General features: G+C 58.7%; 18 protein-coding genes and 1 riboswitch. Of the genes, 8 read left to right on the forward strand and 10 right to left on the reverse strand.

Annotated features, from left to right (window positions below):
• Nucleotides 1–20 precede the first annotated feature (20 nt).
• Nucleotides 21–803, forward strand: coding sequence for a sulfite exporter TauE/SafE family protein (locus tag ED236_RS04660; protein WP_123236800.1), 783 nt, complete (start codon nucleotides 21–23; stop codon nucleotides 801–803).
• On the opposite strand, the gene ED236_RS04665 is transcribed toward ED236_RS04660, so the two are convergent.
• Together ED236_RS04665 and mutY are read right to left on the reverse strand one after the other, a co-directional pair.
• Nucleotides 777–2,435 carry a phosphoethanolamine transferase gene (locus ED236_RS04665; protein WP_240032036.1) on the reverse strand — a complete coding sequence of 553 codons (1,659 nt, stop codon included), beginning with the start codon at nucleotides 2,433–2,435 and terminating at the stop codon, nucleotides 777–779. The two genes, ED236_RS04660 and ED236_RS04665, sit on opposite strands and share 27 nt — an antisense overlap.
• 188 nt (nucleotides 2,436–2,623) lie before the next feature.
• Nucleotides 2,624–3,685: an A/G-specific adenine glycosylase gene (gene mutY, locus ED236_RS04670; RefSeq protein ID WP_123236801.1), complete on the reverse strand. Its 1,062-nt coding sequence runs from the start codon at nucleotides 3,683–3,685 to the stop codon at nucleotides 2,624–2,626.
• Between the two features lie 160 nt (nucleotides 3,686–3,845).
• Here mutY and ED236_RS04675 point away from each other — a divergent pair, with 160 nt between their 5' ends.
• Complete coding sequence (locus ED236_RS04675; RefSeq protein WP_148042247.1) at nucleotides 3,846–4,928, forward strand: porin; 1,083 nt, start codon at nucleotides 3,846–3,848, stop codon at nucleotides 4,926–4,928.
• A 261-nt stretch (nucleotides 4,929–5,189) separates the two neighbouring features.
• Nucleotides 5,190–6,434, forward strand: coding sequence for a hypothetical protein (locus ED236_RS04680; protein WP_123236803.1), 1,245 nt, complete (start codon nucleotides 5,190–5,192; stop codon nucleotides 6,432–6,434).
• Nucleotides 6,435–6,455: 21 nt separating this feature from the next.
• Here the strand turns inward: ED236_RS04680 and ED236_RS04685 are convergent, their stop codons facing one another.
• From ED236_RS04685 to ED236_RS04710, 6 genes are all read right to left on the reverse strand, one after another.
• Complete coding sequence (locus tag ED236_RS04685; RefSeq protein WP_123236804.1) at nucleotides 6,456–7,013, reverse strand: peroxiredoxin; 558 nt, start codon at nucleotides 7,011–7,013, stop codon at nucleotides 6,456–6,458.
• Between the two features lie 33 nt (nucleotides 7,014–7,046).
• Nucleotides 7,047–10,181 (reverse strand): AsmA family protein, encoded by a 3,135-nt coding sequence (locus tag ED236_RS04690; RefSeq protein ID WP_123236805.1) that lies wholly within the window; start codon nucleotides 10,179–10,181, stop codon nucleotides 7,047–7,049.
• 69 nt (nucleotides 10,182–10,250) lie between these two features.
• On the reverse strand, nucleotides 10,251–10,883 hold the full coding sequence (locus ED236_RS04695; RefSeq protein ID WP_123236806.1) for an exopolysaccharide biosynthesis protein: 633 nt from the start codon (nucleotides 10,881–10,883) through the stop codon (nucleotides 10,251–10,253).
• Nucleotides 10,883–11,704: an undecaprenyl-diphosphate phosphatase gene (locus tag ED236_RS04700; protein ID WP_123236807.1), complete on the reverse strand. Its 822-nt coding sequence runs from the start codon at nucleotides 11,702–11,704 to the stop codon at nucleotides 10,883–10,885. Before ED236_RS04700 ends, ED236_RS04695 begins: the two co-directional genes overlap by 1 nt.
• Nucleotides 11,705–11,734: 30 nt before the next feature.
• Entirely contained in the window at nucleotides 11,735–12,133 is a 399-nt protein-coding gene (locus tag ED236_RS04705) for a YidB family protein (protein ID WP_123236808.1), read from the reverse strand.
• 16 nt (nucleotides 12,134–12,149) lie between these two features.
• Complete coding sequence (locus ED236_RS04710) at nucleotides 12,150–13,442, reverse strand: pseudouridine synthase (protein ID WP_193726063.1); 1,293 nt, start codon at nucleotides 13,440–13,442, stop codon at nucleotides 12,150–12,152.
• 122 nt (nucleotides 13,443–13,564) lie between these two features.
• Between ED236_RS04710 and ED236_RS04715 the strand changes: the two genes are divergently transcribed.
• Nucleotides 13,565–13,789 carry an AbrB/MazE/SpoVT family DNA-binding domain-containing protein gene (locus tag ED236_RS04715; RefSeq protein WP_123236809.1) on the forward strand — a complete coding sequence of 75 codons (225 nt, stop codon included), beginning with the start codon at nucleotides 13,565–13,567 and terminating at the stop codon, nucleotides 13,787–13,789.
• A complete protein-coding gene (locus tag ED236_RS04720) occupies nucleotides 13,786–14,181 on the forward strand; it encodes a type II toxin-antitoxin system death-on-curing family toxin (RefSeq protein WP_123236810.1) in 396 nt (131 codons plus the stop codon). The genes ED236_RS04715 and ED236_RS04720 overlap by 4 nt, the downstream gene beginning before the upstream one ends.
• A gap of 45 nt (nucleotides 14,182–14,226) precedes the next feature.
• Here ED236_RS04720 and thiC read toward each other — a convergent pair whose 3' ends face one another.
• Nucleotides 14,227–16,122, reverse strand: coding sequence for a phosphomethylpyrimidine synthase ThiC (thiC, locus tag ED236_RS04725; RefSeq protein ID WP_123236811.1), 1,896 nt, complete (start codon nucleotides 16,120–16,122; stop codon nucleotides 14,227–14,229).
• A gap of 228 nt (nucleotides 16,123–16,350) precedes the next feature.
• Nucleotides 16,351–16,449: riboswitch (TPP riboswitch) on the reverse strand.
• A 43-nt stretch (nucleotides 16,450–16,492) separates the two neighbouring features.
• Nucleotides 16,493–18,481, reverse strand: coding sequence for an LTA synthase family protein (locus ED236_RS04730; RefSeq protein ID WP_240032037.1), 1,989 nt, complete (start codon nucleotides 18,479–18,481; stop codon nucleotides 16,493–16,495).
• 422 nt (nucleotides 18,482–18,903) lie between these two features.
• On the opposite strand from ED236_RS04730, the gene ED236_RS04735 reads away from it, so the two are divergent.
• Genes ED236_RS04735 through ED236_RS04745 form a run of 3 tightly spaced genes read left to right on the forward strand, consistent with a single transcriptional unit; the run spans nucleotide 18,904 to nucleotide 21,502 of the window.
• Entirely contained in the window at nucleotides 18,904–19,566 is a 663-nt protein-coding gene (locus ED236_RS04735) for a protein-L-isoaspartate O-methyltransferase family protein (RefSeq protein WP_123236812.1), read from the forward strand.
• Nucleotides 19,535–20,941 (forward strand): TolC family outer membrane protein, encoded by a 1,407-nt coding sequence (locus ED236_RS04740; protein ID WP_123236813.1) that lies wholly within the window; start codon nucleotides 19,535–19,537, stop codon nucleotides 20,939–20,941. The genes ED236_RS04735 and ED236_RS04740 overlap by 32 nt, the downstream gene beginning before the upstream one ends.
• 3 nt (nucleotides 20,942–20,944) lie before the next feature.
• The gene (locus ED236_RS04745) at nucleotides 20,945–21,502 is read left to right on the forward strand and encodes an isochorismatase family protein (protein WP_123236814.1); all 558 of its coding nucleotides are present in this window, start codon (nucleotides 20,945–20,947) and stop codon (nucleotides 21,500–21,502) included.
• The last annotated feature ends 9 nt before the right edge of the window (nucleotides 21,503–21,511 follow it).

Here is a 21,511-nt window from a genome sequence, read left to right on the forward strand (position 1 = left end):
CAGCACGCAGGCGCAAACCCATGTGGCTGGTGATCGCGCTGGGCGTGCTGGTCGGACTTCCCATGGGCATGACAGGCGCAGGTGGCGGCATGCTGGCCGTGCCGCTGCTGGTGTTTGGCCTGGGGATCAGCATCACAGCAGCGGTGCCCATTGCGTTGCTGGGCGTGGCGCTGGCTGCCTGGCTTGCCGCCGTCATGGGCTTGCGTGCCGGTCTGGTGCGCTACCGCGCCGCGCTGCTGATGGCGCTGGCCGGTGTTCTGGTCGCTCCGCTAGGTGTGTGGCTGAGCCATAGACTGGATCAGCGTCTGCTGGCGGCAGTGTTTGCACTGGTGCTGGTGTATGTGGCTTATAAAACAGTGCGTGACCGTCACGAGGTCGCGCTGGATAACAGTCTGCCCTGCACCTTGGGTGAGGACACGGGGCGGTTCGTCTGGACCAGTCGCTGCTCGCGTTCGGTACTGCTGTCCGGTGGCCTGGCTGGCTTCATGTCCGGGCTGGTCGGGGTGGGCGGCGGCTTTGTACTAGTGCCTGCGCTGCAGCGCATCTCGCCGTTGGGGATGCGTTCCGTGGTGGCCACCACGCTCACCGTGATCGCGCTGGTCTCCACCAGCATCGTCACGGCCAGCCTGATCGGTGGTCAGCTGGATGAGCAATTGGCTCTCACATTCAGTATTGGGGCGGTGACTGGCCTGGTGCTGGGCCATGCACTGGCTGGCAAACTGGGACAGGGTCTGATCGAGGGCGGATTTGCGCTGCTTGCTGTACTTGCCGCGCTATTATTGCTGCTGCACAGCTTTGCTTGAAGTGCCGGTCAGTGCCATGGCCGTGTAGCGGTTCAGGTACTGACTGAATACCGCGAGTCGGTCGCGGCATAAGCTGCTGTCGATCTCGTAACCGATCAGCAGGCTGCAAGTCAGGTCATCGTGGCTGAGGGCGATGTTCTCAAGAGGTTTGAACTGACTGGACGAGTAATCGAAGCTGCTACCCATCCAAACTACGGCGGGCACGTGTGTTTGCGCAGTCGGGGCAAACAGGTAAGGTGCCCCATGCAGGTAAACACCATGCTCGCCCAGAGATTCACCATGATCGCTCACATAGAGCATCGCTGTTTCAAAGCGACCGTCATATTGTTTGAGCAGATCGATCACTTCAGCCAGAAAATAGTCTGTGTAAAGCAAGGTATTGTCATAGGCGTTCACGATCTCTTCGGATGAACAGTCCGCCAGATTGCTGCTCTGGCAGGCAGGCTTGAACTGCTCGAAGTCTGCCGGATAACGTTTGTAATACGCCGGCCCATGACTGCCCATCTGGTGCAGCACGATCAGCATGTCCTGGTCCTGATGCTGCTCGATGTGTGCAGGCAGCCCCGCCAGCATGCCGATATCGCGGCACTCGGGGTCGCATACCGGGTTGGTATTGGCGTGACGGAAATCTTCATACTTGACCCGAGTGGCAACGCCTTTGGAGTCGGAATTGTTGTCGCGCCACAATACATCGACGCCGGTGCGCTTCAGTACATCCAGTACATTCTCATGACGAGCTGCTTGCTCGCCACTCTGGAAGCCAGCTCTCGACAATGCCGAGAACATGCAGGGTACCGAGATAGCTGTCGAGGTGCCGCAAGAGCTCACCCGCTTCAAACTCACTACCTGTTGTTTAATCAAACGAGGATTGGTGTTGCGCGGGTAGCCATTCAGCGCGAAATGATCGGCACGCGCGGTTTCCCCTACTACCATGATGATCAGCTCATGTTTGTCATGTGTGCCGACATGGCGTGCATCACTGGCCGTTCTGGTCAGTGTGGCGGATTTCGCGGATTCCATGCTGGTGCTGGCCAGCTTGATGACGGAATAGGCGAAATAGCCCGGGTTGACGTAATAGCGCACCTCTTTATGTTCGCGTGCGAAGCTGGCGTAAGACGCAGTAAAAGGCAATACGCAGGCAAGAATCAGCAGGCTGACAGTGGCCAGGCTGAACAGCCTGGAGATAGCCTCGGTCTTGAAGCGTTCAATGTGTACAGGCTTGCGAAGCAATAGCCAGGCTGGTAACAGGCCGGTGATTGCGACATGAGTCAACAGCTTCAGACTGTAAAGGTCACTGGCTTCGCGCCAGTCGGTCTGTAGCAGGTTGACCAGCATGACTTGATCGACCACCACACCATAATGGTCCATGAAATAAGCCAGTACAGAGGCCAGCACCAGTACCAGCGCCAGTACCCAGCGCGTGCCACGACCAAAGCAGAACAGCATGAGTAGCCACATGGTCGCCAGCGTGAACAGCGCCGCTACCGAGCCGGTGAACAGGATATGTTGCAGTCCTGCAGGGTAGTCGTCCAGCAAACGATGCAGAAAACTAAGGTTGGCCGTTGCCATCAGGAACAAGGCGACCAGCATGATCAAGCGGTGTTGCGGGGTATACAGTTTGGCGAGTTTCAATTGGGCTACTTGTCGTTAAGGAGACAAGTACCCTATTGGCAAGTCGTGTGCCTGCAGGCACACGACGGGAAAGATTGATCACATGGCAATCAGTGCATTGATAATAAAAGAATATTCAATAAACGCCGTGTATCTGTGCCTTGCTGCGACCCTGCAATAACTGCAGGTTAAGACAAGTGTTGCGGGGACTAGCGGCCATCAGATGCCGGGTCGCTGGCCAGATGTTGAAGCAGCAGCGTGCGTATCGGGGTAGGCAGTGCTGCCTCCAGCGCCTGCTGTAGCGGCAACCACACGATGCCAGGCTCGGCGGCAATCAAGCCGGGGCGGCGGATCTGCACGGGTTGCGGCTGGATGTTGAGCCTGAAGTGCGAGAACGTGTGTTGCAGTTCCGGCATGGGTGCGAGCAGCTCACCTGATATGCCGAAGCGCTGCTGCACATGGGCCAGCACAGCCTGACCACAGGCCAGTTCCGGCAGGCTCCACAAGCCGCCCCAGATACCGCTATCCGCACGTTTCTCGAGCAGGATGCGGCCGTCATCCAACAGCAACAGCATGGTGATGTCGCGTTGCGGCAAGGTCTTGCGCGGTTTGCTGTGAGGCAGTTCGGCCGTGCGCTGATGCAGCCGTGCCCCACAGTCGGCGCGCACTGGACAGTCATCGCAGCGTGGTTTGCTGCGTGTGCACAGGGTGGCACCCAGATCCATCAAGCCTTGCGTGTAGGCATGGATATCGTGTGCGGGCAGCAGGGATTCTGCCAAGGCCCATAACTGCTTTTCCACTCTGGGCAGGCCCGGCCATCCCTCGATCAGCGCATGGCGTGCCAGCACGCGTTTGACATTGCCATCCAGTATGGCCTGACGCTGACCGAAGGCAAAAGCCGCCACAGCGGCGGCGGTGGAGCGGCCTATACCCGGCAGGTCCACAATGGCTTCCAGTTGCTGCGGGAACACGCCGCCATGCTCGGCCACGATGCGCTGCGCAGCTTTATGCAGGTTGCGCGCACGTGAGTAATAGCCCAGGCCGCTCCAGTGTTGCAACACGCTATCCTGATCCGCTGCCGCCAGGCTGGCGATATCCGGAAAGCGCTGCATGAAGCGGGCGTAATAGCTGATCACGGCGCTGACCTGGGTCTGCTGCAGCATGATCTCGGACACCCAGATGGCGTAGGGGTCATGGGTATTCTGCCAGGGCAGATCGTGACGACCGGACTGTTTCTGCCAGGCGATCAGAGCGGTAGCGAATTCTGACATTCCAGCATGATAAATGGCTTTGCCGATGCTGGTGTCACCGCATTGAATTTTCTCTATTTCGGCCTTGAAACGGGGATGCGGTAACGTCAACACTTACTACAACTTCACCAAATGCGACAATAAAACAGGTCCTGGCATCGTGGGCGGTTTGGCTTGTAATGTGGACGAATCTGTCCCCGGCCAGAACGCTGATATCAGCAATGTCCGTACCGGCTTGTTGCCCGCATTCCTGAGCGTTTCCGGTAAAACCCGCCAGAACGATCTGGACATCGGCTTTACCATCAGCCTGCAGCCAGGCACTTCAACGGCAGGCGCGTTGCGTACCACCGACCAGGAAAACCGTCAGACCTTCCTGACCGTGGGGGATAGCAGCTGGGGTAGCATCAAGCTGGGTCGTGATCTGGGCCTGTTCGGCGCAGACGCGATTCTGTCGGATGTGACCTTGCTGGGTACCGGTTCCAGTTTTGCCGGTGGCAACTACAGAACCGGTTCCAACCAGGGTGGTGCGCGTGGTGCCACCAGCTCTGGCACCTCGCTGGGCCGTATCGGTATCGGCTATCTGTATGCTGACTGGGTGGCACAAGTTTCGTATACCTCGCCAAACTGGAACGGTTTCAGCTTTGCTGTCGCTGCGGTTGAGCCGTATCAGACCACCGCTTCCGGTACCGATGCGTTTTCTGGTGTTCAGGGCGATTACAGCTCGCCTGGTTTCCAGGGCAAGGTGGGTTATGAGTTTACCGGTGACGTGACCGGCAAGGTCTGGTCCAGCTTCTGGACGCAGGAAGTGGACGGCATCAACACCCAGTTGAACGGTGTGCAGGACTACCGTGCCACCATCGTCGATATCGGCGGCAAGATCGCATTCTCCGGCATTGAACTGCTGGCTTACTACTACGATGGCCGTGGTGCTGGTACGACCGGCTTCCTGGTGCTGTCGCATGATGCCAACGGCAGAAAGCGTGATTCCGACGGTGGTTACCTGCAAGCAGCCTACAAGCTGCCAGGCATTGGTACCAAGCTGGCTGTCAGCTATGGTGAATCCAACCTGGATGCCAATGCGGTCGATGCCAACACCAACCTGGTTTCCAAGAACAGCTCCTGGGTATTTGGTGCTTACCACCCACTCACCAAGAGCCTGAACCTGGTTGCCGAGTATGTGCGCACCAAATCGGAGACCGACAACGGTCCAGCACGTAGTGTAGAAGAGGACAACATCTCCCTGGGTGCCATCCTGTTCTTCTAAAGCGTTAAACCCTGCAGTAAGGGCACCTGCCTGGGTAGGTGCCCTTACAAGCAAGCCAGCTTTAACGGTGTCCACGAGGTGGTCACCGTCTTCTCCCCCTCAGCAAAACAGAGGAATCCATTTCTTTGCCTAAAATTTTGTAAGCAAAGTAAATTTCTGACGACCAACCCTGGAGTCACAGAGCGCTTTTGCCTCTGCTCTTCGGGGTAAAACGTGGATCTGACCGCCTTGGAACAAATGTGCGCTGGGTATTGCGTCAAAATGTCTGAGCTGACGCGCAACCCGTCCAAAGTCAAACATGACGCTGGGATGAACCCGGTTGCGGTGATCTCGCGCAATACCACGGCGTTTTACCTGCTGGATCCGCAAGTCTATGAGGCCTTGCTGGCAGCTCTGGCAGAGAAGCGCGCCACGCCCGTGGCCCTTGCCAATCCTGCAGTTCAGAACGTTGAAAAACTCATCAACGATAACAGCATGACATTTGGCAATCTGCTGCCCAAGATGCTGCACAACGAGCAGTCACGCGTCAATCGAGGCGAGCTGGCCGAGAAAGCACTCAGAATCACGCACTACCGCATCGAAAAATTTGTCCTGCCTTTCTTCAAGGACATGCAGATCGGCAATATCCAGATCGACAGCCTGCAAGCGTTCGTGAATCTGCTCAATGAAGAAAAACTGGGTGGCGTCTCCATAGGCCAGTACCTGGTGATCGTGCGCAAAGTGCTTAAATATGCACATTCCATGCGCTTTATCGATGCGCTGCCGCAATTTCCTACGGTTGAAGCCAAGCGTACCTCGCGTGGTGGTTTCACCTTGCCCGAGTATCACCAGCTGCTCAAGATGTCCTGGCGCATGCGCGGGGTGAGTTTCAAACAGCGCGCGCATTACATCAACTTGCGCACCGAGGGCATAGACGAGGATTATCTGGTGATCACCAGCGAGATGCGCTGGTTGATCGGCTTCATGGTCAACAGTTTTGTGCGTCCAAGTGACTTGAGGTTGATGCAGCACAAACATGTCGAGATCGTGGAACGCGAGAACACCTACCTCAGATTGTCATTGCCCGAGACCAAAAAACACGACAAGCCCATCGTCACCATGCGTTGCGCGGTGGGCATCTACAGACGTTTGCAGCGCGATGCGAAAGCACGTGGCTTTGGCTCGCCTGACGATTATGTGTTTTTGCCGCAATTCACCAACCGTGTCTATGCACTGCGGGTGATGGGCTTTTTGTTCAACTGGCTGATGGAAGAGGTCGACATCAAACAGGGCCCGCACGGCATCGGGCGCAGCCTGTACAGCCTGCGCCATACCGCCATCACCTTCCGTCTATTGTATGGCGAGGGCATCGATGTGCTGACCCTGGCACGCAACGCACGCACCTCCGTTGAGATGATAGAGCGGCACTATGCGTCCACACTGAACGGTGAAATGAACGTGGATTTGATACAGAGCAAGCGCAGACGCAAGCCGGGCAAAAAAGACCAGCTCAAACTGGCGCTTTGAGTGAGTCTGTCGCTGTCCTGTTCAGGGTGCCGTGTTAAGCCAGTCCAGCACCACTTGCGCATGCTGGTCCGGTGGAAACACCGGGTAGAACACCTTGCTGATGACGCCCTCATCCACGATCAGCGTCAGCCTGCGGATCAGTTGCATGCCCTTCACTTCCAGCATGGGCAGGCGCAGCGCCTGACTGAAAGCCAGATCAGCATCACTGAGCAAAGCGAATGGCAGGTGCAAACGCGTCGCGGCTTCCGCTTGATATGCCGTCGTCTGGGTGCTCAGGCCGAACACCTGGATATGCAGGGCTTGCAGTTCGGCATGATGGTCGCGCAAGGCGCAACTTTGCGGGGTGCAGCCACGCGCGCCCGGGATCTGGTCCCAGCCGTCCGGCAGTGGCACGCCGGGCTGGCCGGTCATGGGGTAACAGTAAACGAGCAGCCGCTCCGGCAGGCTGGCCAAGGCGACCAGGCCGCCCTGTGTAGAATTAAGTGCCACTTCCGGTAAGCGCATGCCGGGCAGGTGGTCACAAGCGCCATCAGCTACCGGTCGTGGTAGGTCGACCGGTAGCGAGGTCAGCACTTGCATATCGGGCTTTAGTGGTTCTCTGAACGCAGCAGACTAGAAGCCCAGGATGTTGTTGAGCTTCTTTTTTACCTGATCTTCCGGTGTGGCAGGGGCCGGTGCAGGTTCTGCGGGGGCGGCTTCGGTAGGTGCTGGCGTGCCAGACTCCGTGCCTGCAGGCGCAGCTGCCGGTGCGGCCTTCTTGCCACCGATCAATGATTTCAGTGCGTCTTCCTTGCTGCCACCCAGCAGGCCTTTGACGGCCTCTGCTTTGTCCCCACCGACCTTGTCGATCAGCTGGCTCTTGGCAAAAGCGCTACCCACGGCGGCGAAATCCATGCCGTACTTGGGTGCTGAGAAGGTACCGGTGAGCTTGACCGGGATGGTGAGCCCGTTCAGCGCCGCGAGATCATCGCCGCCCTGCCCTTTGAGCGAGGACACCACGGTAGGCTTGGCCAGGTAGTTGATGGTTTCCTTGCCTATGTCGATATCGCCTGCACCGGTGATACGGAACAGCGGCGCCTTCATGCTCAGATCGTCGTTATGCGCCACGCCGTTCTTGATGTTGAAGCTGGCCTTCATTTCGCTGAAATCGGTTTTCTTGCTCTGGTCTGCACCCAGCGTGTCCTGCCCCTTGAGCACGTTGAGCTTGTTCTTCACCCCGCGCAGTGTGCCAGCGATGTCGATGCCCTTCACGGCGCCATCGGCCAGGTTCAGCGCGGCAGTGCCATTCAGTGCCTGCTTGAGCGCGTTGACGCTGGCGCCCTGGGTGCTGACATCCAGCTTGAGGCTGCCTTTGCCGTCCAGCATGTCGTTATTGATGGCATCTGCCAGCAAGGGCCCGATGGTGATACCTTGCATGTCCTGCTTGAAGCTGATCACCGGCGTGCTGCGTGCATCCACCTTGAGGTTGCCCGCCATGGAGCCCTGGTACAGATTGGCGGCGAACGGTGACACATTCACCACACCGTCTGCGGCATTGAGGCCCACTTTGACATTGCTGGTCTTCACATTCGCCAGCTTGAGCGCGCCGATATTGGCTTCGCCGCTGGCATTAAACTTTTTTAGCGCGCTCAGATCGATAGGCGTGTCTTCTGCGGTCTTGGCGGCAGGTTTTGCCGTTTTGGCCGGGGCGGAGCTGTCTTTGGTGATGTAACGGTCAGCGTCCAGCTTGTCGATGTTCACATTGAAATTGAACACCGGGTTGGCGTAGCGCGTGATGCCAAGGTTGGCGTTGATCTGGCTGTCATCCACTTTGGCGGCCAGCGGGTTCAGGCTGAGTTTTTCGCCATCTGCCTTGAGGTCGATGCGGATGTTGGAAGACTGGATCTCGCCATATTTGAGCGAGCCTATGCGCAGGCTGCCATTGGCGTTCAGCGCCTTCAGTGCGCTCAGGTCCAGTGGCTTGTCGTCGCCTGCCGTCTTGGCAGCAGGCTTGCTCTCGGCAGCGGCTGGTGCCGCGCTGACATAACGGTTGGCATCGATCTTGTCGATCTCGATGTCGAAGCTGTACAAGGGCTTGGCGAACTGGCTGATGGCCAGCATGCCCTTGATCTGCGAGTCATCCAGCTTGAGGCTGATCGGGTTGATGCTGAGCTTGCTGCCATCGGCCTTGACCGCCAGCGCCAGGTTGCTGATGCGGTACTGGTCGTAGAGGATGCTGCCCATGTTGACCTTGCCGTCCAGTTGCAACTGGCTTAGCGCGCTCAAGTCTGGTGCTTTGGCCGGGCCGCTGTCCTTGGCCGGTGCGGCTGCCGCGGTCTTGCTCGGCTTGCCCAGCAGTGCGTTGAGGTCCAGCTTGTCCGCATTCAGGTTGAACTTGATGGCGGGGGTGGCAAAGCCGGCCACGTCCACATCCCCTTGCAGACGCGTGCTGTCCACATTGAGCGTGAACTGTGTATCGGCACGCTGCTGTTTCACATCGGCATGCAGTTTCACGGCAAAGTCACCCGCCAGTGCGCCCTTGGGCAGTGCCGGGTCCTTGATGTTGAGGGTGCCGGCCAGCTTGGGAATGTCGAACACCAGTTGTTCCAGATTGCCGTTGAACGGTGCCGAGAACTTGCCTGCCACATTGCGTGCGCCCTGTTTGGCAGTGAATTCGCCGTTGACGCCACTGCTTTGCAGGGTGGTCTGGGTGCCCTTCACATCGGCCAGCGTCAGCTTGGCCTGTACCGTGTCCTCGCCCTGCACCGCGTTCACCTCCGCACGGATGCCGCCACTGGTGAATTGTGCTGGCGTGCCGGCGATGTCGGCCAGCACCACCTTGGCGGTCACCGACTGTTTATCCTTTTGCTGGCTGAGGTTCAGCGTCGCTTCCTTGCCCAGCAACTGGTCTTTGCGCATCACCAGTTGTGGCGCGTCCAGGTCGGCCTTGATGCTGGCGCCATCACGCTTGCCGGCAACAGCCAGCTGGATGCGGTCTACGATGAATTCCAGCTCCTGTGGTTTGGCGTCCACATTGCCGCTCAGTTTCACTTGCAGATCCTGGATGTCGTCCACAGCGCCGGTCACCAGCGCGTCCAGGCCCTGCACCACGAAATGTTGCTGTTCCGGGTCCGCCATGAAGTTGCCCTTGAGTTTCACATCGGCCAGCACCTTGGGCTGGCTGGCGGCTACGCTGAAATTGGTGCTCAGGTCGAACGGTTTGGCCAGTGCCACTTCACCGGTCTTCAGGTTGAACTTGCTGATGCTGTATTCCGCTTTGGCTTGCAGGTCCTTGAAGCTCACTGCCGAATCACTGATCACGATGCCTTCCACATCGAACTTGATCTGCTCGGAGGGCTCTTCTTCCTCTTTGCTGAGCAGGTCATCAAAGTTGAAGCTGCCATCTTCGTTGCGCACGATGTTGGCCTGTGCCCCGTCCACATAGACGGTGTCCACCACCAGTTGCTTGGCCAGCAGCGGCAGCAGTGCCAGCGACACCTTGAGGCCGTTGACCGAGGCGAACTGCTTGTCGCTGTTGTGCTCGGAGATGGAGATCCTGCCGAGGTCGGCACCTATCTTGGGCCAGAAGGCCAGTTTGATATCACCTTCGATATTGAGCGTGCGCTGCTTCTTGTCCTGCACCAGCTTCACGATCATGGGCTTGTAATCGTTGGGGTTGAAGGTGACAGCCACCACGGCGACCAGTGCCACGACCACCAGCACCACGCTGGCGACGGCGATCAGAGCGTATTTGACGTATTTATTCATGAGCAACCTCGTTTCAGGGGGCGACCCGTACAGAGCCGGGTCATGGCGCGGTCTGGATGAGCGCCTGGCTTAATTGCCGAACTGGAAGTATTGCAACGCTTCGTTACCAAGATAGTACAGTGCAAGAAAGAACAATGAGAAATATACAACCGTCACCACCAGCCAGCCAAATGCGATGATGATCATCAGGCCGTCCCGTTCCATGTGCGCGAACGCATAGAACAGCACGGCCAGGCCGGGTACCAGGTTGTTGAGCGGTAACACGCCGAACGGGATGGCCATCAGCAGGCCAGCCGCCATCAGGATGAAAGCCCCTATCTTCTGGCCTCTGCGACCGTCCACCAGGTGCACCATGCGCTCACGCGTGAAGCGGTGACAGAAGTTGACGATGCGCACACTCACCGAGGCCAGCACCGACCAGGTCTTTTCGTTCATGCTGATGGCGCGCACCTTTTGCGGCAGGCGCGGTGATTCATGCCCACGCCACATCTGCCAGCCCAGGGTGGCGAAGGTGATGCCGCCCAGCACCGTGATCGGCCCCAGCGGCAGCGGTTGCAGGAACGGCAATACCAGGATCAGCGATATCAAGGCAAAGGCGGTGCGGTCCAGGCTGTCCAGTGCTTCACCCAGCGTCAGTGGCTGCAGTTTGGACTGCTCGGCAAAACGCAGCAGGGTGGCCACCAGTTCATCATAACTTTTCATCAAAATTCCCAGAAATAGGCCAACACCAGTAGGCCAAATACGATGCGATACCAGGCGAACACACGGAAATCATGCTGCGCCACATAGCGCAGCAAGGTCTTCACCGCGACCAGCGCGGCCAGAAATGCGGTGATAAAGCCCACCGCGATCGCGGCGACATCCTCGGCGCCCAGCAGGTGCCAGCTTTTCAGCAGGTCATAGCCGGTGGCGGCGCACATGATGGGGATGGCGACAAAGAAGGAGAACTCGGTCGCCGCCTGACGCGACAGGCCGGAGGCCATGCCACCCAGGATGGTCGCGCCTGCGCGTGACACGCCGGGCACCAGCGACAATGCCTGGAAACAGCCGATCTGCAGCGCCTGTTTTGCCGTCATGTGCTCCACACTGGCGGTGCGCATGCGGATCACCCCCTGCGGGTTGGCAGCGCTGCGTTCCACGGCGAGGATGACCAGGCCGCCCAGGATCAGTGCCACGGCCACGGTCACGGGTGAAAACAGATAGACCTTGATCAGGTCATGGAAGGCCAGCCCGAGCAGGGCTGCAGGCAGGAAAGCCAGCGCCACGTGCAGGGCGAAGCGCTGTGCTCCCAGATCGCTGCCCAGCCGGGTGGCCACGTTACCGAGGCGTGCGCGGTATTCCCAGCAGATGGCGAGGATGGCGCCCAGCTGGATCACGATCTTGAACACCTTGCTGTTCTCATCGTTGAAACCGATGAGATCGCCAACGATGATAAGGTGACCGGTGCTGCTGACCGGCAGGAATTCGGTTGCGCCTTCCACCAGCCCCAGGATCAGGGCTTTGAGCAATAACAGGAGGTCCATGCGGCTTTCTTGATTGGCTTCTTGAGTGGATCAGCTTTTGAACAGGCGCAGGCCCTGCATCAGCATGGCAGCCTGATTGCCCGGCAGCTTGCCATCCGGCGACAGTTTGTCGATGACCAAAGGCAGGTGTTTGGCCATGCGGCTCATGACCTGGCTTTCCGGCAGTTCGAACTCGCTGGCCATCTTGGTCACGCCCTCTGCGCCGAACACCGTGCGGATGTCTTCCGGTTTCAATGCGATGTTGTCACCCACTGCCAGCCAGGAATCCACCTGCGCGCTGAAGCCGCTGCTGCGGAAACGTTCCAGCAGGCCGTCTACGCCGCCGTAATCGCGCAGCAGTTTCCAGCCCAGCAGGATCTGCGCCTGCTTGGCCGGATCGTCGCTGACCTGACGCGCCACGGAGCTGGCGATGCTATCGAGTATGCCCATCTCGCTACTTTCATGATCAAAATCGTTCGCCCTGGCGCAGGTAGCGCCATTGGCCTGGGGGCAGCTTGCCCAAGGTCACGCTGCCGATGCGCACCCGCTTCAGGCCCACCACGTGCAGACCGACCAGTTCGCACATGCGGCGGATCTGACGCTTGCGGCCTTCACGCAACACAAAGCGCAGCTGGTCTTCATTCTGCCAGGACACCTTGGCGGGCTTGAGCTCCACGCCGTCCAGCGACAGGCCGTGATTGAGCTTGCGCATGCCCTGTTCGGACAGCTCGCCCTCGACACGGACCAGATATTCTTTTTCGGTGGTGGAGTCTTCACCGATCAGCTGGCGCGCCACACGCCCATCCTGCGTCAGTACCAGCAGGCCGGTGGAATCGATATCCAGCCGCCCGGCGGGCGCCAGGCCTTTGAGGAAGCCGCGCTGGAACACCTTGTCGACCGGATCTTCTTCCCATTGGTTATCCGGGTGTATCAGCACGATGGCAGGCTCGTAGCCGTCTTCCGCCTGACCCGACACATAGCCCACCGGCTTGTTGAGCAGGATGGTGACGATCTCGGATTGATGTTGTTGCGCCTGTTTGCTCACTTCGATGTTGGCATCCGGACTGATGCGGGTACCCAGCGTGTCCACCACGGCACCGTCCACTTTTACCCAGCCATTGACGATCCACTCATCGGCTTCCCGGCGCGAGCATAAACCCAGCTCGGCCATGCGCTTGGAAAGACGTGGCAGGTCGGGCTGGCTGGCAACCGGCTTGGGCGCGAACATGGGGTTACTGGCCCGGTCCTGATTGAAGCTGCCCTGCTCGAAACCGTCACGTGCCTTGCCGCCACGGCGTGGCGTATCGCGGCCTTGTGCCGGGTCTTTTGCATGCGCTTGTGCGGCACGACGCTGGAACGGGCTGCGCTCATCACGGCCAGGTTCTGGCTGGCGGCGCTCTGATTGCTGGCGCTCTGATTGCTGGCGCTCTGGATTGCCACGCGACTGCCGGTCGCGTGTCTCCGTGTTGCGTTTGTTGCCATCGATCTGGATACCGCGCGCCGGTGCCTGGCGACTGTCCGGTGTGGCCGATTTCGGCTGTCTTGCTGAATATGGGCGCGGCTCGGCATCACGGGTACGTGCCGGGCGGCTTTGTTCGGTGGCGCGTGGCTTGGCAGCAGGGGCGGCACCGGGCACCGGGGCGGTTGCTTTGACGGGTGGTGTCAGGCGCGAACGTTTTGCCGGGTCGCCGCGACGTACCGGCTTGTGGGTGGCGCTGTCAGCAGGCGCTGATTTTCCAGGGAGTTTGAGTGTGGTCACGGCGTACTTTCTTGAATGGCTTCATTTTACAGCGCATCCCCGCTAACCGCGAATTTCTTATTTTCAGCAAATAACTTCACGAGTATTATAACTATTGTTATAACTTTATTGGAAAGCCAGACATGACCACACTAAAACTGACACAGATCGGTAATTCGCTGGGCGTGATCCTGCCCAAAGAGTTACTGGGTAAATTCAAGCTGGAAAAAGGTGACGAGTTGATCGTTAGCGAAAGCCCCGATGGATTCAACCTGATCCCGCATGATTCAGAGTTTGAAAAAGAACTAAAGGCAGCAGAAAAAATCATGCGTAAGCGCCGTAACGTGCTGCGAGAGCTGGCTAAATGACGGATGTAGATTGGCACTGGGTCAGTGAGTTGCTCGCTTTAACTATTCATGACAGGCAGCTTTCAGAGCATGGTGGCCGGTCGGGTATACGCGATAAGAATATGCTGGAATCTGCACTCGCCAGACCAAAAAATCTGAGTTTGTACGGCACTCCGGATGCGGCTCAACTTGCTGCATCCTATGGTTATGGCATCGCAAACAATCATCCATTTATTGATGGAAATAAGCTTACGGCGTTTGTGGCGTGCGAATTGTTTCTTGATCTGAATGGCTGGGAGTTAACGGCCAGTGACGTGAACTGTGTATTGGTGATGATGGATGTTGCTGCTGGAGAAATCAGCGAGGAGGCGTTTGCTGAATGGATACGCCGCAACTCGGTAATTACAAAATAAAACAGCCAGCGATGCTGGCTGTTTTATCGAAAGTGGACGTTCGAACTAAACCTTGCTGTAAACCTCCGCGCCCTTCTTCACGAACTCAATCGCTTTTTCCTGCATGCCTCTTTGCAAGGCCTCTGTCTCGTCTATGCCTTGTTCTGCCGCGTAATCACGCACATCCTGCGAGATCTTCATGGAACAGAAGTGCGGACCGCACATGGAGCAGAAGTGCGCCTGCTTGGCACCTTCCTGAGGCAGGGTCTCGTCATGGAATTCCTTGGCCTTCTCAGGATCCAGGCCCAGATTGAACTGGTCTTCCCAACGGAATTCGAAGCGGGCTTTGGAGAGCGCGTTGTCGCGGATCTGCGCACCCGGGTGACCCTTGGCCAGGTCGGCGGCGTGCGCAGCGATCTTGTAGGTGATGATGCCGACGCGCACGTCTTCCTTGTCCGGCAAGCCCAGATGTTCCTTGGGCGTTACGTAGCACAGCATGGCGCAGCCATACCAGCCTATCATCGCGGCGCCGATGCCGGAGGTGATGTGGTCATAGCCAGGCGCGATGTCGGTGGTCAATGGCCCCAGGGTGTAGAACGGGGCTTCACCACAGTGCTCCAGTTGCAAATCCATGTTCTCCTTGATGAGATGCATGGGCACGTGGCCAGGGCCTTCGATCATGCACTGTACGTCGTGCTTCCAGGCGATCTGGGTCAGTTCGCCCAGCGTCTTTAATTCAGCGAATTGTGCTTCGTCGTTGGCGTCGTAGATGGAGCCGGGGCGCAGGCCATCACCCAGGGAGAACGACACGTCGTACTGCTTCATGATCTCGCAGATGTCTTCGAAGTGCTCGTACAGGAAGCTTTCCTTGTGGTGGGCCAGACACCATTTGGCCATGATGGAACCACCGCGGCTGACGATGCCGGTCATGCGCTTGGCAGTCATCGGGATGTAGGCGAGGCGCACACCAGCGTGGATGGTGAAGTAGTCCACACCTTGTTCCGCCTGCTCGATCAGCGTATCGCGGAAGATCTCCCAGGTCAGGTCTTCGGCCTTGCCGTTGACCTTTTCCAGCGCCTGATAGATAGGCACGGTACCGATAGGCACGGGGGAATTGCGGATGATCCATTCGCGCGTTTCGTGGATGTTCTTGCCGGTGGACAAGTCCATCACGGTGTCGCCGCCCCAACGGGTGCCCCACACCATCTTCTCGACTTCTTCGGAGATGGAGGAGCCCAGTGCGGAGTTGCCGATATTGGCGTTGATCTTCACCAGGAAGTTGCGGCCGATGATCATCGGCTCGATCTCCGGGTGGTTGATGTTCAGCGGGATGATGGCCCGGCCGCGCGCCACTTCGTCACGCACGAACTCAGGCGTGATCACCTTGGGGATGCTGGCGCCAAAGTGCTGACCCGGATGCTGGGTTTGCAGCAGCGCGCTCATGTTCTCGCGGCGCTGGTTCTCGCGGATGGCGATGAATTCCATCTCCGGCGTGATGATGCCTTTGCGCGCATAGTGCATCTGGCTCACGTTCATGCCGGGTTTGGCACGCAGTGGCTTGCGATGCAGGTTGAAACGCATCTTGGACAAGGCCGGGTCATTCAGACGCTCGTTACCGAATTCGGAGCTGGGGCCGTCCAGTTGTTCAACGTCGCCGCGTTCCATGATCCAGCCGGCACGCAGGGCAGGCAGGCCATCACGGATGTCAATCTTCACGTCAGGGTCGGTGTACGGGCCGGAGGTGTCGTAAACGACGACAGGCGGGTTAGGCTCGCTTTTGCCTGCACCGAACACGGATGGCGTGTCGGACAGCGAGATCTCGCGGAATGGTACACGGATATCCGGGCGCGAACCTTCAACATAGATCTTGCGTGATTTGGCAAACGGCTGGGTGGCACCAGCGTCCACCTCAGCGGTTTCATTTAAAAACTGGGAATGGAGATTCTTGTCAGTGGCATTCATCAGGCGGCTCCTCAAGGATGGAATTGTGCAGAGAAGCAGCCAGTTGCTTCCCGCCATTGTGATTTAGTAGGGAAGCCTAGTGCTTCCTTTTTGACCTGATGGGGAAGCGATGTGCTTCCCTTTGTAATCCGGTAGGGAAGCGATGTGCTTCTCACTCAAATTGGCAGGGAAGCAATGTGCTTCCCGTTTAATCTGGTAGGGAAGCGATGTGCTTCTCACTCAAATTCGTAGGGAAGCGATGTGCTTCCCTACGGCGGCATCACCCGCATCAGGTTCGAAGGGTATTTCTCACTGCATGCAGCTGCATACAGACCCCTAGCAATGGCTGGAAGTTACGCTAAAACGGTTCTTTAATCAAGCGAATGCAGGCTCACATCGGCAGGTGATAGTCCTGTTCGCGGTACAGGATGGAGGGCAGCAGCACGTGGCCCAGCGCGCGTTTGCTCATGGCCATTTGCTGGATATTGCGGCTGGAGTCGGGCATAGGTGCTGTCAGCAGGGTCTTGCGGTCACGGTCATAGTGACCGTAGCTTGCTGGCTTGCCCGGCCTCAGCACGACCACCTTGTCACCTTCCATCCAGGCGTAGTTCTGCTCATATTGCATCATGGCGCGTCCGGGCAGGCCGTCCGGCTCGCTACTGAGGTCGCGGCCCAGCATGGGGTGTACGGCGTCGATGCCCATCAGCGAGATCAGCGTGGTGGGCAGGTCGATCTGGCTGGCCACGGTCTTCAGCACGCGTGGCTGGATATCCGCGCCCAGGATGAGCCCGGGGATATGGAAGTGTTTGATCGGCACCAGGTCATCGCCACGTACGCGGATGTCGTGGTCGGCCACCACCAGAAATACGGTGTCTTTCCAATACGGGCTGTCCTTGGCCTGTTTGAAGAACTGGCCCATGGCGTAGTCGGCATATTTCACCGCATTGTTGTCGGTGGCTTTGGGTTGCTCGTACAGGCTGATGCGGCCATCCGGGAACTCGAACGGCGAATGGTTGCTGGAAGTGAACACCAGGCTGAAGAACGGCTGGCCGCTGTCATGGTGTTTCAGGAGTTGTTCATGGGTCTTGTTGAACAGGTCTTCATCCGACACCCCCCAGCTGCCCATGAACACTGGGTTCACGTAGTCTTTTTCATCCACCACCTGATCGAAATCGTTGTTGATGAAAAAGGTGCGCATATTGTCAAAATGCGCCTCGCCGCCGTAGATGAATTCGGTCAGGTAGCCTTTGGTCTTGAGCAGACTGGCCAGCGTGAAAAAGTTGTCCTGGGATTTGGACAGCTTGACCACGCTTTGCGCAGGTGTGGGTGGAAAGCCGGTCACCACCGCCTCGATGCCGCGCACCGAGCGCGTGCCGGTGGCATACAGGTTCTCGAACCACCAGCCTTCGGCCTTGAGCTTTTCCAGCTCTGGCGTGACCGGCACACCGCCCAGCGACTCCACAAAGGTCGCCCCCAGGCTTTCCTGCAGGATGATGACCAGGTTGAGCGGTTTATCGCGTTGGACGCTGGCGGTCTGCTGCGTCAGCGTGGGCAGGTTGGCATCGCCTATCAGTGGCCGTTGATCGCGCAGATATGATCGGCTGGCGCGGATCTGGTCCATGGCTTGGGTCTGGGTCATCTCGCCGTAGATCTCGCTGGATTTGTTCTCGTGCCTGAGGTTGTAGATGGCATGCGCCACCGACCAGCTGGAATTCAGGATCAGCGTGTTCACCATGCTGTCCGTGGTGATGGCGAACATGGCCGGGTTGGCAGGGCGGTGGTCGGTGGTGGAGCGTACCGAGAACGCCACCAGCAGAACCACCAGCGGCAAAGCCAGCCAGTGCTTGCCCGTAGTCGCCGGGCGCGCTTGCTGCAGCCAGGGGCGCAGGTAGCCCATCACCAGCCACAGCGTCAGTGCCAGTGCGCCCAGGCCGACGAACACATGCACACGGAAGCCATTCCACAGCATGGGGATCACTTCATGCGGGTATTGCAGATATTCAATGAACAGGCGGTTGGGGCGGGTATCGTATTCGGCTATGAAGCCGGGTGTGATCGCTTCCATGAACACCAGCAGCGTGATGGCCGCCAGTACCCAGAAGTGGCTGAAGCGGCGCCACCACACCCAGCCAGGGCGCGCCGCAAACAACGGGGCCAGCAGCAGAGGGATGATGCTGATCAGCCCCAGCATAATGAGGTCTACACGCACGCCTTGCAGCAGGATGTCGGCCCAGGCACCCGTGGCCAGCACACGGTCGGATTGCCATAAGGTCAGGCCGACGCGGGACAGCGTGAGCAAAGGTAACGTAAGCAGGTACATGGCCAGCAAGGGTGCGTAAAAGCCGGCACGGTTGAGTGTGCGCCAGAAAAAGCTAGACATCGGTGTTCCTAACAGCGGCATCGTGAGACAGCGGATCAAGGTTGTAAAAATGAAGCGCCAGCAAGCAGCGGCTTACGCCTTAACAAGCGATAAGCCCGGGCTTGCCGCGCTTGTTTGCAGGCATGACAGGTGGCGCAAACGCTGTGCCCGAGAGCAAGATAAGGTCTGGGAAAGATGCAGGTTTGTAGTGGGGTGTATGTATTGTGTTTTTAATCAATGGCTTGAAATTTTTATCAAGCCTACGCTCAAGATGCTGAGCGTGAGTGTGGACAAATTTTGCAGGGCTGCTTGCCTGCAAAATTTGCGCAGTCATCCCAATGTTGCAGGCTGTGTGATGCCGGCTGACAGGCCGTGCAGACGTTCTCAACGTAGCCATGGGCTTACGCTATAATCGTAGTTAAATCTTTGTTCTGGTCACTCCCATGCACACCGACATCCAAACTGAAACCGCACGCTTCAACATGATCGAGCAGCAGATCCGCCCCTGGGACGTGCTGGACCCGGTGGTGCTGGCGCTATTGCAGCGCATCCCGCGCGAAGACTTCGTTCCGGCCCAGTATGCAGGCCTGGCTTTTGCCGATATCGAGATCCCGCTGGGCTACGGGCAGACCATGCTGTCGCCCAAGGTCGAGGGCCGCATCCTGCAAGGGCTGCAGATCAAGGCGGACGACCGTGTGCTGGAGATCGGCACCGGCAGCGCTTATCTGACTGCCCTGTTGGCCAGTGCCGCACGCGAGGTGGTGAGTGTGGAGCTGCATGCGGCACTCAGCCAGCAGGCGGCCAAGCGTTTGCAGGCTTACCCCAATGTGCAGCTGCGTGTCGGTGATGCCAGCCAGGGGTGGAACGCGGAAGGGCCCTACGATGTCATTGTCTACACTGGTTCGCTGGCCTTGCCGCCAACGCAGGCGCTAGCCAGCCTGAAGCCGGGTGGTCGTCTGTTTGCTGTCATCGGCGAGGTGCCTGTCATGCATGCCACCCTGTTCCGTCGGTTGTCCGATGCCACTGACATCAAGCGTGAGGTGTTGTTTGAAACCTGTTTGCCCATGCTCGCGCATGCCCCGCAGCCCGAGAAGTTCCAGTTCTGAATCTGCCCGGTCCGGGGCTCTGCCCACACTGCTGACCGCCCTGCTGCTGGCGCTGTGGTTAGGCCCGGCAGCAGCAGATGGCCCACCCCAGACGCTGCTGGATATTTACCAGCAAGCGCTGCTCAGCGACCCGCAACTGGCTTCTGCGCGTAGCGGCAACCGCGCCGCACAGGAGTTGATCGAGCAGGGCAAGGCGTTGTCCCGTCCCACCGTCAATTTCACCAGTAATGCCAACCGTTCCGAGACCGATATCCGTTATATCGGTCCCGGTTCGGTGTTCCGTACCGAAGGCCGCCAGAGCTTCGAGGTGTTCGGTTTTGGCATCAACATCAGCCAGCCCTTGTTCCGCAAACAGAACAGCGTGCAATACCAGCAGGCGCTGACCCAGGTGGCGCAGGCTGACCGCGAACTGCTGCTGGCCGAACAAAGCCTGATGCTGCGCGTGGCACAAGCGTATTTCGACGTGCTGCTGGCCGAGGACAGGCTGTCATTACTGGGGGCGCAGAAGACGGCCATCCTGCGACAGCTGGATCAGGCCAAGGCCAGTTTTGAAGTGGGCACGGTGGCCATCACCGATGTCAACGAAGCGCAGGCGCGCGCCGACCTTGTCACCGCCCAGCAACTGGCTGCCGAGAACCAGCTGCAGGCCAGCCGGCATGCCGTGCAGGCCATCATCGGTCAGCCTGCCAGTGCGCTGGCTGGTGCGCGCCGCGACTTTCAGCCGCAACTGCCTGAGCCGCAAAAGATCGAGCCTTGGGTGGAGCTGGCCGAGCAGAACAATCTGGCGCTCACCATACGTCAGCAGGCTTTGTTGTTTGCCCAGCAGGAAGTGGACCGTGCCAATGCCGGCCATCTGCCCACGCTGGATCTGGTGGGGGCCTACACCGATACCTACGCCAATGGCAGCGCCAACGGTTTCGGTAGCGATCTGCAAAGCGCCGTGATCGGCCTGCAGTTGCAAGTGCCGCTGTATCAGGGCGGTGCCATCAGTTCGCGTGCCCGTCAGGCCGTGGCCAATCAGCAGAAGGCGCAGGACGACGTGGAGACGGCGCGTCGCCAGGCAGCGCTGGAAACGCGCCAGTCCTACCTGCAGTTGATGAGCGATGTGGCCCAGATCAGGGCCTATGAGCAGGCGCTCACTTCCAGCGAGAGTCAGCTGGAATCAACCAACCTGGGTTACGAGGTGGGCATGCGCAATAGCGTGGATGTGCTCAATGCGCAGCAGCAGTTGTTCAACGCCAAGCGCGATCTGCTGCAGTCACGCTACAGCTATCTGCTCAGCACGCTCAGGCTCAAGGCCGCCGTGGGCTTGCTCACGCCGGACGACCTCGCTATCGTCAACCAGCAACTCGATGTGCACACGCCCAAAGGATAAGCCATGAGCAGCAGCGCCCTGTCGCAAGCCCATTTGAGCCAGTTGGTGGTCATTGATGTGCAGACCAGGCTGGTGGCGGTGATGCCGGAGTCGCAGTTAAAGACAGCGCTGAACGCCTGTGCACTGCTGTTGCAGGCGGCGCGCCTGCTGGAAGTGCCGGCCTTATGCAGCGAGCAATACCCGCGTGGCCTGGGCCCCACCGTGCCCATGTTGCAGGAGCTGCTGGGCACAGCGCCGCGCATCGAAAAGACCGCGTTCTCCTGCACAGCCGCCCCTACCTTCTGCCGCCAGCTGCACAGCGACCGGCCCCAGGTGATGCTGGCCGGCATGGAGGCACACATCTGTGTGCTGCAGACCGCCATGGGCTTGCAGGCCTTGGGTAAACAGGTGTTCGTGGCCGAGGATGCCGTCATCTCGCGTGACCCGCGCCATCATGCCAATGCAATGGCGCGGCTGCGCGAGGCTGGCGTCATCATCAGCAATAGTGAATCCATCGTGTTCGAGTGGCTGGGCAAAGCCGAAGGCGATGTGTTCAAGCAGATCAGCAAGCTGTTACGCTGAGCCTGTCAG

The organism is Pseudomethylobacillus aquaticus (genome assembly GCF_003730115.1).
GTDB lineage: Bacteria > Pseudomonadota > Gammaproteobacteria > Burkholderiales > Methylophilaceae > Pseudomethylobacillus > Pseudomethylobacillus aquaticus.

Coding starts and splice junctions, on each gene's coding strand:
- ED236_RS04690 (WP_123236805.1), bottom strand. CDS start 10,181: ATGAATAAATACGTCAAATACGCTCTGATCGCCGTCGCCAGCGTGGTG.
- ED236_RS04680 (WP_123236803.1), top strand. CDS start 5,190: ATGTCTGAGCTGACGCGCAACCCGTCCAAAGTCAAACATGACGCTGGG.
- thiC (WP_123236811.1), bottom strand. CDS start 16,122: ATGAATGCCACTGACAAGAATCTCCATTCCCAGTTTTTAAATGAAACC.
- ED236_RS04745 (WP_123236814.1), top strand. CDS start 20,945: ATGAGCAGCAGCGCCCTGTCGCAAGCCCATTTGAGCCAGTTGGTGGTC.
- mutY (WP_123236801.1), bottom strand. CDS start 3,685: ATGTCAGAATTCGCTACCGCTCTGATCGCCTGGCAGAAACAGTCCGGT.
- ED236_RS04685 (WP_123236804.1), bottom strand. CDS start 7,013: ATGCAAGTGCTGACCTCGCTACCGGTCGACCTACCACGACCGGTAGCT.
- ED236_RS04730 (WP_240032037.1), bottom strand. CDS start 18,481: ATGTCTAGCTTTTTCTGGCGCACACTCAACCGTGCCGGCTTTTACGCA.
- ED236_RS04660 (WP_123236800.1), top strand. CDS start 21: ATGTGGCTGGTGATCGCGCTGGGCGTGCTGGTCGGACTTCCCATGGGC.
- ED236_RS04700 (WP_123236807.1), bottom strand. CDS start 11,704: ATGGACCTCCTGTTATTGCTCAAAGCCCTGATCCTGGGGCTGGTGGAA.
- ED236_RS04735 (WP_123236812.1), top strand. CDS start 18,904: ATGCACACCGACATCCAAACTGAAACCGCACGCTTCAACATGATCGAG.
- ED236_RS04715 (WP_123236809.1), top strand. CDS start 13,565: ATGACCACACTAAAACTGACACAGATCGGTAATTCGCTGGGCGTGATC.
- ED236_RS04720 (WP_123236810.1), top strand. CDS start 13,786: ATGACGGATGTAGATTGGCACTGGGTCAGTGAGTTGCTCGCTTTAACT.
- ED236_RS04705 (WP_123236808.1), bottom strand. CDS start 12,133: ATGGGCATACTCGATAGCATCGCCAGCTCCGTGGCGCGTCAGGTCAGC.
- ED236_RS04695 (WP_123236806.1), bottom strand. CDS start 10,883: ATGAAAAGTTATGATGAACTGGTGGCCACCCTGCTGCGTTTTGCCGAG.
- ED236_RS04740 (WP_123236813.1), top strand. CDS start 19,535: ATGCCCCGCAGCCCGAGAAGTTCCAGTTCTGAATCTGCCCGGTCCGGG.